Source organism: Candidatus Krumholzibacteriia bacterium (genome assembly GCA_035649275.1).
Classification (GTDB): Bacteria; Krumholzibacteriota; Krumholzibacteriia.
On record DASRJW010000058.1, the window covers coordinates 1 to 16,946 of the forward strand.

Annotated in this window: 8 protein-coding genes; 4 read left to right on the forward strand and 4 right to left on the reverse strand. The window is 67.3% G+C overall.

Features of this window, described 5'->3' with window-relative positions; genetic code table 11:
* Positions 1–1,856 (reverse strand): M61 family peptidase (locus VFE28_05805; GenBank protein HZM15498.1); only part of this gene is annotated, 1,856 nt, incomplete at its 3' end.
* A 257-nt stretch (positions 1,857–2,113) separates the two neighbouring features.
* Here VFE28_05805 and VFE28_05810 point away from each other — a divergent pair.
* From VFE28_05810 to VFE28_05820, 3 genes are all read left to right on the forward strand, one after another.
* On the forward strand, positions 2,114–3,400 hold the full coding sequence (locus VFE28_05810) for a metallophosphoesterase (GenBank protein ID HZM15499.1): 1,287 nt from the start codon (positions 2,114–2,116) through the stop codon (positions 3,398–3,400).
* Positions 3,401–3,662: 262 nt separating this feature from the next.
* The gene (locus tag VFE28_05815) at positions 3,663–4,595 is read left to right on the forward strand and encodes an ABC transporter ATP-binding protein (protein HZM15500.1); all 933 of its coding nucleotides are present in this window, start codon (positions 3,663–3,665) and stop codon (positions 4,593–4,595) included.
* Positions 4,592–8,272: a M1 family aminopeptidase gene (locus tag VFE28_05820; protein ID HZM15501.1), complete on the forward strand. Its 3,681-nt coding sequence runs from the start codon at positions 4,592–4,594 to the stop codon at positions 8,270–8,272. Before VFE28_05815 ends, VFE28_05820 begins: the two co-directional genes overlap by 4 nt.
* A 102-nt stretch (positions 8,273–8,374) precedes the next feature.
* On the opposite strand, the gene VFE28_05825 is transcribed toward VFE28_05820, so the two are convergent.
* Positions 8,375–10,651 carry a FlgD immunoglobulin-like domain containing protein gene (locus VFE28_05825; protein ID HZM15502.1) on the reverse strand — a complete coding sequence of 759 codons (2,277 nt, stop codon included), beginning with the start codon at positions 10,649–10,651 and terminating at the stop codon, positions 8,375–8,377.
* A 288-nt stretch (positions 10,652–10,939) separates the two neighbouring features.
* On the opposite strand from VFE28_05825, the gene VFE28_05830 reads away from it, so the two are divergent.
* Complete coding sequence (locus VFE28_05830; GenBank protein ID HZM15503.1) at positions 10,940–13,798, forward strand: serine/threonine-protein kinase; 2,859 nt, start codon at positions 10,940–10,942, stop codon at positions 13,796–13,798.
* A 101-nt stretch (positions 13,799–13,899) separates the two neighbouring features.
* Here VFE28_05830 and VFE28_05835 read toward each other — a convergent pair whose 3' ends face one another.
* Together VFE28_05835 and VFE28_05840 are read right to left on the reverse strand one after the other, a co-directional pair.
* Positions 13,900–14,535 carry a diguanylate cyclase gene (locus VFE28_05835; protein ID HZM15504.1) on the reverse strand — a complete coding sequence of 212 codons (636 nt, stop codon included), beginning with the start codon at positions 14,533–14,535 and terminating at the stop codon, positions 13,900–13,902.
* A 66-nt stretch (positions 14,536–14,601) separates the two neighbouring features.
* On the reverse strand, positions 14,602–16,941 hold the full coding sequence (locus VFE28_05840; GenBank protein HZM15505.1) for a GNVR domain-containing protein: 2,340 nt from the start codon (positions 16,939–16,941) through the stop codon (positions 14,602–14,604).
* Between the last annotated feature and the right edge of the window lie 5 nt (positions 16,942–16,946).

Consider the following 16,946-nt stretch of genomic DNA (forward strand, 5'->3'; position numbering starts at 1 on the left):
GGCTTCGAGTCGTCCCGTTGCAGCACGGGGTAGCGGTCGCCGTCCACCCCGTCCAGCTCGACGGTGTGATAGAAGTCGCCGTTCTCCAGGATCAGCTCCAGAGGTTCCCGGGTGCCGCGCGTCGCTTGCAGGATCTCCCGCGCCTGCTTGCGCGCGAAACGCCGGCCTCCCAGAGCCACGACCTTCATGCCCGGCGAGACGCCGGCCAGCGCCGCCTTCGAGTCCGGCACCACGTCGACGATGCGGCCGTCTTCCTCGAGAGTCAGGCCGAGGGAGTAGCGCAGGTCCACGCTCTTGCCGGCTTCCTCCAGGGACTGGAGCAACGCTGGCACCGTCGAGCTGTAAGCGAGCTTCCAGCCGCCGTTCTCGATGCCGCCGAGGGGCGGATGCGCGTTCGGTACGTCCAAGCGCGCGGTGAGGAAGCCGCGCCAGTCGTACGGCGCCGTCTCTTGCAGCGCCGCCACGATGTCGTCGAACTCGTACGTCTTGAGCGACGCCGCGCCGCCCGGGCCGCCGAAGAAACGGGAGCAGAAATCGTCGAGCGAGCGCCGGCCCTGGGTCTGCTCGCGGATGGTCACGTCCGCTTCGAGCCAGATGAGAACGCCCTCGTTGTAGAAGTCCGTCGACCGCCGCCAGGCTTCCCCCTGATCGGGGGCCTGGAAAAGGAGCTGCGCCGCCACCGCGGTGTCCTGCAGCGGGCGCCAGGTGCGGCCGCGGACGTTGTCTAGGTCGGCAGCCATCTTCGCCAGGTGTTCCTGGGAGATCTCCGGCGTGCGCAAGCCGGAGCGGCCAGCCAAGACCCAGCCCAGATACGAGGTGAGCCCTTCGTACACCCAGAGGAGCTCGGTCTCCTGCGGCTGCTGGTAGTCGCCGTGCACGAGGCCGGCGGGGCGCCGGTGCTTGCCGCACCAGGAGTGCACGTACTCGTGCGGCAGGAGACCCGCCATCCGGGTGCGCAGGTCCGGGTCGACGAGGGATCTCTCGGCCACGCGGTTGTCGCTCGACTCGTGATGCTCGAGGCCGAAGTGGGCGATCTCGTCGCTCAGCGACAGCAGGAAATGGTAGCGCCGGTAGTGGCGGCTGCCGAAGAGCGCGTCGGCTTCGCTCACCAGCTGCTTGTAGGCGGCGAGCAGCTCGGGAGTGAAGGCGAGGCCGGCTTCGGAGTCGCAGGCCACGTCGAGAACCACCGAAGGCGGCTCGTCCGCGGTGAGAGGGATGCTACGCAGGTGCGCACCCATGAGCAGCGGCGAATCGACGAGGGTGACGAGCGACACTGGCTCGAACTCCACCGTCTCACCCCGTCGCTTGTCGACCGGAAGCGCCGTCCCGAGCTGCCAGCCTGCCGGCATCTGCAGCGACGCGGTGAACTGCTGCTTCCCCGGCTCCACGCCTTGCGGGTAGAGCAGCACCTGGTTCCAGTTGAGAATCGCGAGCTGGTCGCTCGACGACGCGCCGCTCGTGAAGCGCTCACCTTTTCCCGGCAGCAGATAGTCGAGATCCACTTCCACCGCCTTCGCCCCCGCCGGCACGGTACAGCGGAAAGCGTACATGTCCACCGGATCGCGCTCCCAGGCGACCTTCTTTCCCCCGGCGGTGATCGTGAGGCCGGCCACGCCATTGATCGGCCCGGTGGGACCGTGCTCGCCCGGGATCCACTTGGGATAGAAGAGGGTGAGCGGGCCTGGTGTCGCCGGGATGGAGAGATGTGCGTGCAGCAGCCGGCGTGGCGCTTCTCGCGCGTCCAAGCGGATCGTCGTCGCGCCCACTCTGGCGGCGGTCAAGGCGGCGATCGCAAGGGTGCATGCGAGGGTCAAGCCGAAGGGCGAGGGGGAGCGGAAGCGGCGAGAGCGCGACATCGGGGGCCTCCGGGCGGCTTGGTGTGGCGGATGTCGAAGGTTCCTCAATGACTTTGAACGATCACGGGGCGGGAAGTCCAGGCCCGGCCCAGCGACACCGCTTCCGAGGCGTGGCAGCGGCCGCTCGAGACGCGCGCGGTACGAGGAGGAATCAAGGAAGGACCTGGGGTCCATCGGGTTTCCATTGTCCTTCTCTCCCGGTGCGCACTAGCATCCCACCTTCGTTTCGCCGGTGCTCTCCCCCACGGGAGGTTTCCATGGCGCCCCCTGCCAGCCCGCCGGCCCCAGCATCACGCCGCCGCGTGGCGTTCCTCGCCTGCCTGGGGGCGATGTTCCTCGCGAGCGGCGCCCGGGCGCAAACGCCCCCCGACTTCACCGTCGCTTTCCTCGGCGACCAGGGTCTCGGCCCGAGCGCCGTCGCGGTGCTCGAGCTCATCGCCGCCGAGGGAGCCGACGCCGTCGTCCACTCCGGGGATTTCGAATACGCCGACAACCCGCAGGCCTGGGAGGCGCAGATCAATGCGGTCCTGGGACCGAGTTTCCCCTACTTCGCTTCGATCGGGAACCACGACACGCAACGCTTTCGTGGGTCCGGTGGTTACCAGGAGCTCCTGAAGGCGCGCCTCGACCGGCTCGGCATTCACTGGAATGGCGACCTCGGCGTCTCCTCCGCCTTGGAGTACGGCGGCATCCTCTTCCTCCTCACCGGCCCAGGCACCGAGGGCGCGAATCACGACAGCTACATCCGCGCCGTGCTCGCCAGCTCCTCGCGGCCGTGGCGCCTCAGCAGCTGGCACAAGAACCAGCATCTCATGCAAGTGGAAGCCAAGGGCGACGAGACGGGCTGGGGCGTTTACGAGGAATCGCGGCGCGGGGGCGCGATCATCGTCACCGCCCACGCGCACACCTATAGCCGGACCCACTTGCTCTCCCACATGCAAACGCAGACCATCGCGAGCCTGTCCGATACCCTGCAGGTCAGAGCCGACGCGCCCGCCTCACCGGCGGACGAGGGCGCTTCCTTCGTCGTCGTCTCCGGCCTCGGTGGGCACAGCATCCGCAGCCAGCTGTTGCAAGGGAACTGGTGGGCGAGCGTCTACACCGCGACGCAGAACGCGACCTACGGCGCCTTGTTCGGTGTCTTCTCCTACGGCGGCGATCCGTCTCTGGCGCATTTCTACTTCAAGAACATCGCCGGCGCGATCATCGACGACTTCTACGTGCGCACCAACGTGATCCAAACCGCGGTCGGCGTCGATCCCGCCGCCGGCCGCTCGGAGCTGTCGATGCACCTCGTTTCACCCCATCCCGCCCGTGACCGGCTCTCCCTCCTCTACGAGCTGCCCGAAGCCGCGCCGGTGGACCTGGTCGTGTACGACGTGACGGGCCGGGTCGTGCATCGCGCCTTCTTCGGTCGCTTCCATCCTGCCGGCCGCCACCTGTGGGAGTGGGAGATCGAGCCTTCCCTCCCCTCGGGCGTTTACACCTGCCGCATCCATGTGCCCGGAGAGGCGCGGATGGCGCGGGCCGTGGTTCTGAGGTAGCAGCAGCCCTTCCCCGGCCTTCCTCCGCCCCGGCAGCCACACCGCTAGCGGGCGATACGTCACCACCTCAGGCGGGCGATCTCGTGACCACCTGAGGCGATACCCATTGCGGCCGACTCCAGGCCCACCACAGCGCAGGTGGGCCGCGGCACCCCCGGGCTGACCCCGCGGGAAGGGGGGCTTTCTTGCCGGAGGTCTGCGTGCAACCATCTCCGGTCCGCGTGCGTTTTTGCTGGCAGCACCCTTCCACAGGAGACGGGACATGCTTGCGATCCGAAAGCTGGTGAAGATCTACCCGGGGCCGGTCACGGCGTTGCAGGGCATCGACCTGGACATTCCCGACGGGATGTTCGGCCTCCTCGGACCGAACGGGGCCGGCAAGTCGACGCTCATGAAAATCCTGGCGGGTCTGCTCGAGCCGACCGCCGGCACGGTGCTGTGGGACGGGGAGGACATGCTGCGGCGGCCCGAGCGCATCTGGGCGCGCTTGGGATACCTGCCGCAAGACTTCGGCTTCTACCCGCACCTGAGCGGTGAAGCCATGCTGGAATATCTGCTCCGCCTGAAGGGAATCGTGTCTCCCCGGGGCCCGCGCCGTCTGGCGCAAGAGCTGCTCGAACGCGTCAACCTCGACTTCGCCGCCAAGCGCAAGGTGAAGACCTACTCCGGCGGCATGCGCCAGAGGCTCGGCATCGCCCAGGCCATCGCTGGCAATCCCTCGTTGCTCATCGTCGACGAACCGACCGCGGGACTCGATCCCGAAGAGCGCCACCGCTTCTACCGGATCCTCACCGAGCTGGCGCAGGATCGCACCGTCGTCCTTTCCACCCACATCGTGGAGGACGTGGCGGTGTTGTGCCCGCGTTTCGCCGTCATCCATGCGGGGCAGCTGGTGGCCTCGACCACTCCCACCGAAGCGCGCGCCGCGCTGCGTGGCAGCATCTACGAAGGCTCGGTCACCGACGCCGAGCTGCCGGGCTTGCGGGAGAGGCAGCAGGTGACGCAGTCCATCCTCGTCGAAGGCAAGCGCCGCGTCCGCATCCGCACCGCGGGCAACCATGTGCCGCCCGGTTTCGAGCCGAGCGCCCCGACGCTGGAGGATGTCTACATGGTGCTCGTGCAGACGGCTCGCGACCGCGACGGGGCCGGCCGGGAAGTGCCGGTGCTCGCTGCTCCACGGGAGGCGGGGCGGTGAGCCAGGCGCTCGAAGCTCTGGAGCGCGGGAATCTCGCTGCCGGCACCCCGCGCCAGAACAAGGTATGGACGCGCTTCCTGCGTGTCGCCGCCCTCGATTTCAGCTTCCAAGTGCGCCGCCCGCTCGTGATCATCCTCGTCCTGGCCGTGGTGCTCACCACCTGGGGCCTGACCACGGGGAATCTGAGCATCTCCACCGGCGACCAGTCGGTGGGCGGCAAACGCGCCTACATCACCTCGGAGCACGCCCTCGCGCTCACGCTCTGCGTGCTGACGCTCCTCTACTACGCTTTCTTCATCTCCGTGGCGGCGGGAACCAGCATCTCTCGCGACGAAGAGATGGAGGTCCTACCGCTCCTGCACACGACGGGCCTGCGCGCTCGTGAGTACGTGTGGGGAAAGTTCGCCGGCGTGCTGGGCTGCTTCATGGTCATCCTGCTGCTGCAGATCGTCACGACCGTCCTCATCTACCATCTGCTGCCCTACGCCGACGCCGACAAGATCCGCGGCCCCTTCGCCTGGCTTCACTATGCCAAGCCCGCCTTGCTCTTCGCCCTTCCCCAGGTGGTGTTCGTGACCGGCGTCACCCTGTGGTTGGGCGAGCGCACGCGCCGCCCCATTCTGGTCTTCCTCTTTCCCGTCGCCCTCCTCATGGTGGTGGCGTTCTTCCTCTGGGATTGGTCGCCGACCTGGCTCGACCCGCGCTGGAACCGCGTGCTCTTCTGGCTGGATCCGTCGGGTTACCGCTGGCTGAACGAGACCCAGCTCAAGGTGGACCGGGGCGCGGACTACTACAACACCGCCCCCGTGGCCTACGACGCCCAGTTCCTCTGGAGCCGCGTGGCGTGCACGCTCGCCGGCCTCGCCGCCGTGGCCTGGAGCAGCCGGCGCTTCGGGGCCACGCTGCGCGGGGCGCACCCAACAAGCAGGAGAGGGCGGCGGGGTGCCGTCGCGACAGCGGCCGTCGCCAGCACGGTGGAAGCAGCAGCGGAGTCGGCGCCACTCGCCGCTCTCGCGATGCGTGTCGTCCCCGTGAGCTTCGTGCGCCAGGCGTGGACCATCGCCTGGTTCGAGCTGCGCAACCTGGCCAGTTCCGCCGGCCTGTACCTCTTCACGCCGCTCATCTTGCTGCAGGCTTTGGAGACCGCCTACTACACCAAGAGCATCTGGACCACCCGGCTCATCGTCACGCCGGGAGGCTTCACGGTGCTGACGATGAACACGCTCACGCTCTGCATCGTGCTGCTCCTCCTCTTCTACACCGTCGAGTCCTTCGATCGCGAGCGGGCGACCAAGCTGCAACCGATCTACTCCAGCACACCGGTGCGGACCGGGGCGTTCCTCCTCGGCAAGGCCCTGGCCAACTGCTTCGTCGCCGCCGTCATCCTCTTCGCCGCCTGGCTCGGTTGCGCGGTGATGCTGGTGGCGCAGCAAAAGGTCGGCATGGACCTGCGTCCCTTCCTCGTCGTCTGGGGTCTGGTGATGGCGCCCACGTTCCTGCTCTGGTCGTCCTTCGTCATGATGCTCATGGCGGCGACGGGGAATCGCTACGCGAGCTACGGCCTGGCGGCGGCGGCGCTCATCGCCACGGGCTGGCTGCAAGTGCGGGGCAAGATGAACTGGGTGCTGAACTGGGACGTCTGGAGCGCCATTCGCTGGAGCGATCTCGGCTTCCTCGAGCCCAACGGCCTGCCGCTGCTGCTCAACCGGCTCCTCGCCCTCGGTCTCGCCGCTTTCTTTCTGGCCATCACGGTGCGTCTCCTCGGGAGGCGCGAGTTCGATGCCACCCGTGTCGTGCACCGGCTCGCGCCCGTGGAGCTGTGGCGCCGCACGGTTCCCGTTCTCCTCTGGGGCATCGTTCCGGCGGCGCTCTCGATCTGGCTCGGCCTCCTCGTCTGGCACGGGTTCCAGTCGAAACCCGCCAAGCGGCACGACCGGGACTACTGGAAGCAGAACCTCGCCACCTGGAAGGATGTGCCGCAACCGAGCTTGGCGGCGGTGGATTTGGCTCTCTCCTTCGAGCCACGCCGCTCTTCCTTCCGGAGCGCCGGCTCCTATCTCCTGAGGAATGCGGAGCCGGCACCTTTCCGGCAGTTCGCCCTGACGCTGGCGACGCACATCGATTCGGTGCAGTGGACGCTCGCGGGTGCCGACTACAAGCCGGAGAAGCGTTCGAATCTGTTCGTGTTCACCCCGCCCACCCCGCTTGCGCCGGGTGACACGCTGCGCCTCGGCTTCGCCTACTCCAGCCGTTGGCCTGCCGGCAGCACCCGCGACGGCGGCGGCATCGAGGAGTTCATCCAGCCCTCCGGTGTCGTCCTCACCAGCTTCCGCCCCATCCTGGCGCCGATGCTCGGCTTCCAGGAAGAGATTGGCGTCGAGGCGAAGGAAAACCGCTACGAGCCGCGGCAGTACCCCGACGACTGGTACAAGAGCGTGGTCCCGGTGGCCTACGGTCTCACGCGTCCGTTCACCACCCGCATCCGCATCGAAGGACCGGAGGAATACACTTACAATTCCGTTGGCACAATGGTCGAAGAGCGCGTCGAGGGCGGCCGGCGCCACGTGCTCTGGGTGAGCGATTTCCCGGTCTCCATCTTCAATGTCGTGGCTGGCAAGTGGGAGGTGCGCCGCGGTGCGGGCACGGCCATCTACTACCATCCTGGTCACCGCTACAACATCGACGAGATGGGACGCGGTCTCGATGCCGCCCGGCGTTACTACTCGGAATGGTTCCACCCGTTTCCCTGGCAGGAGCTCAAGCTGAGCGAGTTCGCCAACCTGGCGAACTACGCTCAGGGCTTCGCCACCAACATCACCTTCTCCGAAGGCATCGGCTTCCTCACCATCTCCGACCCGCGCAACCAGATGGCCTTCACGGTGACGGCGCACGAGGCGGCGCACCAGTGGTGGGGGAACCTGGTGACTCCCGGGAAGGGGCCCGGCGGCGACCTCCTCTCCGAGGGCATGTCGCACTTCGCGACCTTGCTCTTGCAACAGCAGGTGCACGGCCTGCAGGGACGCATCGAGTTCGCCAAGCGCATCGAGGAGCGCTACAACGACGAGCGCCGGGTCGATGCGGAGCGGCCGCTGGTGAAGATCGACGGCAGCAAGGAGGGCGACAGGACGGTGACCTACGACAAGGGCGGCTGGGTCTTCTGGATGCTCCACGACCTCATGGGGCGGGAAGCCAACCTTGCCGGGCTGCAGGCCTTCATCCAGAACCACAAGGACAACCCGGATCATCCGTTGTTGGAGGACTTCGTCGACGAGATGCGCCCCTTCGCTCCCGACCCGGCGGCTTTCGACGCCTTCACGCGACAGTGGTTCTTCGAGGTGGTGGTGCCGGAGTACCACTTCGAGGCGGTGCAGCGGGAGAAACAGGGGGAGCGCTGGGTCGTGACCGGCACGTTGCGCAACGGCGGCAGCGGGCGCATGCCGGTGCAGGTGGCCGCGGCGCGCGGTGAGCGCTTCGAGAAACAGTCCGCGGCGCAGGCGCTCGAGGGCCCGGCAACCCAGGCGCCGGACTACGCCGAGTCCCGCACGCCCCTCGAGCTCGGCGCCGGCGAAGCCGCGCCGTTCCGGCTCGAATGCGGCTTCGAGCCCGACCGCATCCTCGCCGATCCCGACGCGCAGGTCCTGCAGCTACGCCGCAAGTACGCCGTCGTCCGTTTCTGAAGGTTTGCAGGTGGAAGGGGTGGCAGTGAACGGGCCGCGCGGCGGTCGTTGCCGAGCGGCCCGTCCATGCTACGCAGCGACGCCTCGTACTCTGCGTGCCGGTTACTTGAGCAGCAGCATACGGCGCGACATTTCGTGCGTACCGGCGATCAAGTGGTAGACGTAAACGCCGCTCGGCGACGTCCGGCCGAGCTCGTCCCTGCCGTCCCAGCCGGCGGTATGCGGTCCGGCTTCCTGGGACGAAGCGACCAACGTCCGCACCCGTCGACCCAGAGCGTCGTAGATCACGAGACGCACCGGCGAGAACTCGGGCACGTTGTAACGGATCGTCGTGCTCGGGTTGAAGGGGTTCGGATAGTTGTCGGTGTCGAGCCCCGAGTCACCCAGAGTGGAATCGAAGAGCTCGCCATCGTTGGCGCAACGCCGGCCCTGTCCCATGTCGTGGGGCACGCACACCGTCAAGCGGCCGTCGCAGACACCGCCGCGGCCGTCGTCGGCCTGGTAGAGGATGGTGTAGACACGGCCGTTGCCACTTCCGGCCCGCTCGGCGCGCAGGTGGGCTGTGGGGCTCCCGACACCACGGGCGTCGGCGGCGTGGCTGCCACTCCCGGGGCCGGACACCGGCTCGTCCTGCATGATGCTCAGGATCCGGCACGACACCGGGTCGCCATCCGCATCGGCGACGCCCACGATGTCCACCGGCACCATGCGGCCATCGGGCGGCCAGAGCACTTCGACGCTGGCGGCGGCCTGGGCGCAGTCGGGCGCTTCGTTGGGCCGGGCCACGACGATGGCCACGGTCGCGTCGAAGAGCACGGGAGAAACGCGCGCCTGCATGTCGGCTTGGAAGCTGGCGCGCAGCTGCAGGTATTGTCCCTGCAAGCCGGACCCCACCAGATCCGCACCGCTCACCACCCCGCGCCAGCTTTCCCCATCCAGATTCTGCTGCTGGTCGGCAGCGCGCACCTGCACTTCGATGCGGCTCGAGCCTGTTTCCTCGCAGTTCCAGCCCACACGGCTCCACTCGGCGCCGGCGCTGCCGCCGTCGGCCACCACGGTCCAGGTGCCGGTCGCGTCGACCTCGCGCACGCGCACGATGCCGGTCATATTGCCGTAGGCGATCGCCGCCGACCCTGTACCCAGAGCGACCGTGAGGTCCATGGCCCCGAGGCCGTCGGTTCCCCCGGCCGGATCGAGGCGCATGACGTTGTTGGAGTTCTGGTTCACCACCCAGACGCGGCCGTTGGCGTCCACGCTGATGCCCGTGGGCGCGAGGCCGACGGGGATGCGCTTGCGCAAATTCCCGGCGCTATCGAGGCGCGAGACGTCGTTCGTCGCCTTGTTGACCACCCAAGCGTTCCCGTCGGCAGTGACGGCGACACCGAAGCAGTCGCGGCCGCCAGTCAGCTTGGGGAAGCCGGCGACCATGCTGCCCTGCGGCGTCAGCTTGGCGACGGTGTTGCGGTCCCACATGCCGACCCAGGCATAACCCTGGGCGTCCACGGCGAGACCGGAGGACCAGAGCACCGGGGTGCAGCTGGAAGCACCCGTCGACGGGTCATAACGCAGCACGGTGCCTTGGTTGAAAGAAGCGGACCAGAGCACGCCGCCCGCGTCGCTCACGCCACCGTAGCCGCCGCACGAGGGCAGCATGCTCTGCAGGATGCGCCCGGTCGACGGATCGAGGACGTCGAATCCCGTCGGCCCGGACTGGAAGCCACCCACCCACAGACGGTCGTCCGGGGCGATGGAAAGATGGTGCACGTCGGTGGCGGTGGTGCGCTGGTAGAGCAGAATGCATTCGTCTTCTGCATCCTGGACCTCGGCGGTGACACCACCGCTGCCGTCCCCGAGATCCGGCCAGGTCAGCAAATCTGCCAAAGCGCGTGAGGTGCGGATGAGGCCGTCGCCGTTGCGATCGACGGCAGTGCTGTAGACGAAGGGTGGCGCCAGATAACCACCCAATGGATCCGGCGTGAAACTGCCATCGGCGTTCTTGCGGCCTCGCGTGCCGCCGAGGACCAGACCGATCTTGACGACGCTGCCGCGCCCGCCGGCGGCCTCGCTCCGGTTGCCGACCCAGACGTTGCCGAAGCGATCCACGGCGGTGCGGGACGGATTGCCGGCGCGGAAGTCCGGCGCCGTGCGGTACTCGCCGAGGATCTGACCGCTGTTGGCGTCGATGCGGACGACGGTCTTGCGCCCGGTCTTCACGACCCATACGAAGGGAAACTCGAGGTCACGCGCATTCAGCTGCAGCTGATCGTGCGCCTCGGCGTGATTCACCTGCCAGAGCGTACCCTGGTCGAAATCCGGGTCGAGAGTGAAGGTTTGTTCCTGGGCTGTCGCGGCTGCGCCGGCGACAGTGACGCCCGCCAAGATGCAGACGCTCCATCGAGCCTGTCGTTGCCTGCGCGTCCTCATCGTGCACCGCCTCCATGCGAAACCGTAGCTGCCGTGCTTTGCGCGCTCCTTCGCTCTGCGCGAGTTCACCCAGGAGCGCCACCCTCGCGACCCCGGTCCGTGCAACTTCCCCGCCTGATTCGTCTGGAGGCCCCGGTGGAGCCCGCTCTGCCCCGGCGTGCCTCGGCGCACCAAGGCACCACCCGCCCCCGATCGTGCTATCCTGCATGCCTCGCCATTGCAGCTGTCCTGGTGGAGGAACCGATGCTGTGCCCCCGTTGCACCGGCCCCATCACACCCGAGAGCCGTTTCTGCTCCAGCTGCGGGCTGTCCTTGGAGGAAACCCTCGCCGCCACGGGGAGTGGCCGCACGCCGCCGGTGACCACGCCGGTGGGGGCGGTGGCGGCCTCGAGCCAAAGCCCGAGCGTCTCCTGGGTGTCCGAGTCGAGCGGCACTTTCGCCGCCGGCACGCTGCTCCTCGGCCGCTACCGCGTCGTCGGGCCCCTCGGCCGCGGGGGCATGGGCGAGGTGGTGCGCGCCGACGATCTCACCCTGGGCCAGGCGGTGGCCCTCAAATTCCTGCCGCGCGAGCTGGCGAGCAATCCCGAACGCCTGGCACGCTTCCACGCCGAGGTGCGCATCGCCCGGCAGGTGTCGCACCCCAATGTCTGCCGCGTCTACGACATCGGCGATCTCGGCGGCCAGCCGTTCTTGTCGATGGAGTTCGTCGACGGCGAGGACCTGGCGTCGCTGCTGCGGCGCATCGGACGCCTGCCGGACGACAAGGTGGCAGAGATCGCCCGCCAGATCTGCGCCGGGCTAGCGGCCGCGCATCACACCGGCATCCTGCACCGCGACCTCAAGCCGGCGAACGTCATGTTGGATCGGCGCGGCAAGGTGCGGATCACCGATTTCGGTCTTGCCGTGGTGCAGGAACAGGCGCGAGGCGACGAGCGCGCTGGCACCCCGGCCTACATGGCGCCGGAGCAGCTCGCTGGGCGCGAGCTCACCATCCAGAGCGACCTCTACGCACTCGGCCTCGTGCTCTTCGAGATGCTGACGGGGAAGCGCCCGCACCGCGGACAGACACTGGGCGAGCTCGGCGCCGAGCGCTCGCAGCTACCGTCGCGACCGTCCACGGTGCTGGAACACGTCGATCCGGCGCTGGAGCGCGTCATCCTGCGTTGTCTCGAGCCCGAACCGTCGGAGCGCCCGAAATCCGCCATCGCTGTGGCGGCCTCCCTACCGGGAGGTGACCCGCTGGCTGCGGCGCTGGAGGCCGGTGAGACGCCCTCCCCCGACATGGTGGCCGCAGCCGGAGCGGAAGGCCGTTCGCGTCCGCTCCTCGCCTGGAGTTTGCTCGGCGGCGTGCTCGCCGCCCTCGCCGTGCTGCTCCTCATCGCCCCGCGCTACTACATGGTGAATTGGATGCCACTGCCGAAGCGACCCGCGGTGCTCGAAGACCGCGCCACCGAGATCCTGCGCGGCCTGGGATACACGGAGAAACCCGGCGATCATGCCTCCGGATTCGACTTTCACACCGACTACCTGGAATACGTCACGCGCCACGATTCGAGCCTGACGCGATGGGAATGCCTGCGGCGCGATCCCGCCGCTCTCCTCTTCTGGTACCGCGAGAGCCCGAAGCACATGCGGCCGGAGGAGTTCGCTACCTTCAGGGTGAGCTACGACGACCCGCCACCGCTGCAGCGCGGCATGCGGCGGCTGATGCTCGATCCGTCGGGAAACCTCGTGGATCTCCAGGTCGTTCCCCCCGAGATCGACTCGGTGCAGGTACAACCGGCGGTAGCGACCGGGTCCACGACTTCGGCTCAGGCGGTCGCGGCGCCGGCCCTCACAGCACCGGTGGTGACGACCTCGGCAACCGCCACGCCGGCGGCCGCCGTACCCGGCATCGCCACGCCGTCACCCGATCCACCTGCCGCTCCGTCCCTCGAGCCGTCTGCGGCGCAGGAGCAGCAGCTCTTCACCCTCGCCGGTCTCGACGCCGGTCGGTTCAAGCCGGCGCCGAGCGTCTGGGTGCCGCCGGAGTATTGCGACGTTCGCCGCGCCTGGACGAGAAGCAGCGTCACGCGACCCGATCTGTCGCTTCGCCTCGAAGCGGGCTGGCACGCCGGCAGGCTCGTGTACTTCGATCGCATCGGCCCATGGCGCGAAACCGAGGCGGCGCGCCCGCCAGAAAGCACCACCCGGCGCGTGGGCGGGATCGTCTCCACCCTCCTCGTGCTCTCTCTTCTGGTCGGCAGCGTCATCCACGCCCGGTTCAACCTCTTGAAAGGTCGTGGCGACTGGCGCAGCGCCACCCGGCTTGCCCTGTTCATCATGGCGCTGCACCTGCTCACCTGGATCTGCGTGGCGAACCATGCTGCCTCCCTGAGGGAGGAGTTCGACATGGCTATAGAGAGCCTGACCCTCACCCTCTTCCTTGCCGCCTTCTTCTGGGTGGTCTACGTGGCTCTCGAGCCCCACATGCGCCGCCGCTGGCCCGACCTCATCATCTCCTGGACACGCTTGCTCTCGGGCCGGCTGCGCGACCCGCTCGTGGGACGCGACCTCCTCATCGGCGCCCTCTTCGGAGTCCTGTGCGTCCTCCTCGACAGCCTCGATCAATTCCTTCCCCGATGGCTCGGCATTCCACCGCACTATCCGCAGGGCACGCAGCTGTTCGCCCTCGCCGGCATTCCCCAGGCACTGCTGGTCGCGGTGAACACGGTGGCAGATTCCATGTTCGGACCGCTCGCGACGGTGCTCCTCCTCCTCGGGCTCGGCCGCTTGTTGCGGAGCCGCCTTCTGGCCGCCGTCGTCGTCGTGGTGGTGGTCGGTCTCATGGTGTCCACCCAGCTCGATCCCACCGGGGCCCACCCGCAGATCACCATCCCCATCGGCCTGGCGCTGATGACGGTGTGGATGCTCACGGCGTTGCGCTTCGGCGTGCTCGCTCTCGTGACCACGGCTTACATCACCAACCTCCTGGACGTCGCCCCGATCACCTCCGATTGGTCGCTGTGGTACGCCGGCAGCGGCGCCGTCGCCTTGCTGCTCACGCTCGCCATCGCTCTCTTCGGCCTTCGCTGCACCCTGAGCCCGGCGCGCAACGCCTGAACCGCCCGAGGCACGAGGCCCCGGGCGGCAACAGCGCCGCACCGGCGTGAGGGTCCCGAAGATCAGTGATCAGTGGGGGAAGGAGAAGAGCGCGTTCCGGCTCAGGACTCGCCTTGTGCCGCGAGGTCTTGCTGGAGCATGCCGTGCCCGTCGTTCTCGGCGGCCTTGACCAGCTCTTCGATGATCAAGCCATCGCCGGGGAACTCCGCCACGCCGGTACGCACGCGCAGCAGCGTCGCCGTCTGCAGCGACGTCCGCAACCGCTGGGCCGCGAGCCCGGCCTGCGCCCGGTTGGCTTCGGGGAGAACGATGACGAAGCGGTCGTCCACCGGGTCGCTGGTCACGATGTCGCTGTTGCGCAGCAGGTCGCGCAGCATGGCGCCCAGGTGCCAGAAGGCGAAGGCCAGCTCGCGCCCGCTTTGCCCGCGTCCGGATTCCTCGGCCTTGCCTCCCCGGCGATCGATGTCGATCACGAGCACGGCGAGGCTGCGCTCGTAGCGCCGCATTCGCGCCAGCTCCTGGCTGAGCCGAGGCAAGGACCGCCGGTAGCTGGGGGTGACCAGCTCGGCCTTGGGAGGATCTCCCCACGTGTTCACCGGTCGTCGCTGCCAGGCCATGATGAGCACCGCTCCCAGGAGCAGTCCGGCCACCGAGATCCACGACCCCAGGGGGGCATCTGCCCCCGGCATCTGCAGCAGGTTGCCGAGAACCGCGAGAGAAGTGGTTGCGCCAGCCATGAAGTTTTCCATTCGCCGTGTGTCGATCGGGGCGCCCGATTCCAGGAACGTTGATTGCCGCCAGCCTCAGGCCTGGGCCGGCTGCTCCGCTTCCGAGCGGTCGATGTCGCGGTAGTAGCTGTAATAGCTGCCGTAGACACCGACCGGCTCGAAGTGATTCAGGACCATGCCGAGAACGTGTGCATTGCCGTTCTCCAGCAGCTGCTTGGCCTTGAGCAGCGATTCTTCATCGATCTTCGCCGAATTCACCACGAATAGCACGCAGTCGACCAAGGTCGAAACGATGGCGGCGTCGTGGACCAGCATGATCGGAGGGGCATCGATCAGGATGACGTCGTATTTCTGCTTCAGGGTCTGCAGGATCACCTTCACCCGCTGGGCGAAGTTGGAGATCGTGACGCTCGGGTTCCGCCAAGCATCACCGCTCGGCAGCACCGCGAGGTTCTTGATCCGCACGGGCTTGATGTTCTCCTGCAGCAGCTCTTCCAGATGCTTCGGGCTGGTCTCGCGCATGCGATCGAGGGAGAGCGTCGGAGTCTTCGCCTTCTTGTGCTTGCCATTGGACAGCCAGGCCTCGGCGTTGTCGTCTTCCGGGCTGGCACTCACTGGATTGTCGGAGAATAGGACTTCGCTCAACCCCGGCCCGCGGCGGACATCGAAGGCGGTGTGCTGCACCGGACGCCGCACTTCCGAGTCGAGAACCAGCACTTTCTGTCCTTGCTTCGCCAAGGTGATGGCAAGGTTGGAGAGCGTGGTGGATTTGCCTTCGCTCGCCGCGATGCTCGTCACCAGGATGGTGCGGTAGCGCTCGCCCACGCCCATGAACTGCAGGTTCGTGCGCAGCATGCGATAGGCTTCGGCGACGGCGGAATAGGGCTCGATGTGGGAGAACAGGTGGCGCTTGATCCGCCTGACCTGGGCCCGGCTACGCGTGTCGTTCTCCAGCTTCAGCTGCCCCCGCGGCAGCTTCTCGATGCGCGGCACCGATGCCAGCACCGACCAGCCGGTCATGCTCTCCAGGTTGCGCACCGAACCCGGCGAGGCCCCGCTCATGCTGTCCAGGATCCAGGCCAGACCTAAGCCGACCACCATTCCCATCAGCATGCCGATTCCGAGGTTCAGGAACTTCCGCGGCCGGATCGGCAGGCGCGGCACGATGGCGTCGTCGAGGATGCGGATGCTGGGGATCTTCTCCGCCTCGGTGATCTTGGTTTCCTCGAGCTTCTCGAGCACGTTGGTGTAGATCTTCTGGTTCACGTTGCGCTCGCGCTCGAGCTGCGCCAGGTTGAGCTCCTTGTCCGGCAGAGCGCTCAGGGTGTTGTTGTAGTCGCCGATGACCTTCTTCAGCGCCGCTTCCTGGGCTTTCAGGGATTCGATCTCGATCTGCAGCGTGGCAGCCTCGCCGAAGTACTTCGCCATCTGCGCGATCGGGTCGGCGACGTTCCGCGATTCCACCAGCTTGGTCGCTTCGTTCTTCAGGTCCTTCTTGGTGCGCTCGATCTCGTCGTTGAGAGCCACCATCTTCGGGTGCGTCGGCGGGTAGTTCTGCACCTTCAGGTCCATGTACTGCTTCTGCTGCTCGATGAGCTTGGTCATCAGGGTCTGGGCCCAGGGGCTCGAGACCTCGGTGATCGCCGGCACCAGACCTGCCTTCTGCTTGGAGATCTCCGCCTCCACCGCGGTCAGGCGCTCTTGCAGCGAGTGTCGATTGGTGGACGCCTGGTTGTAGAGCACTTCCGCTTCGGTGGCGCGGCGCAGGATCTCCTGAGCTTCGCTCTCGAAGGAGACGACACCATGCGACTCCTTGTACTGCTTGAGTGACTGCTCTGAGCGCTCCAGCTTTTGCTTGAAGATCGCCAGCTGGTCTTCCATGAAGCGGCGCACTCCCGAGGTGCCCTCGTGCTTGATCCGGAAGCTGCGCTCCTGGAAGACCTGCGCCGCCGTGTTGGCCACCGTGGCGCAGAGCTCGGGATCCTGCATTTGCACGCTGATGCGCACGATATTCGAATTGCGCACGGCGTAGGCGCTGATGCTCGCCTGGATCTCGGCCACCACGAAGTTGACCGGATCGAAGCCCTCGGGCGCTTCTTCCGGATAGGGGAAGCGTTGCAGCATATCGACCGACAGCGCGTCGGAGATGTCCTTGGCGAACGAGAAGCTGGTGAACTCCTCGAGCCGATTGGCGATGACGATCTCACGGGAGAAATCGTACTCGTAGCTCTGAATCGGGGCCGTGACCTCGTCGAACACCACGGTGGTGCTGGCCTGATAGATCGGAGTCTGGACCTCGTTGTAGATGCCGACGGGGCCGAGAACCACGATGAAGCAGAGCAACAACAGCATCTTCCGCCGGCGGATGATGCGGCTCAATCGGCTCAGAATCTGTTCGGTGTCGGAATGCTGCATCGAAG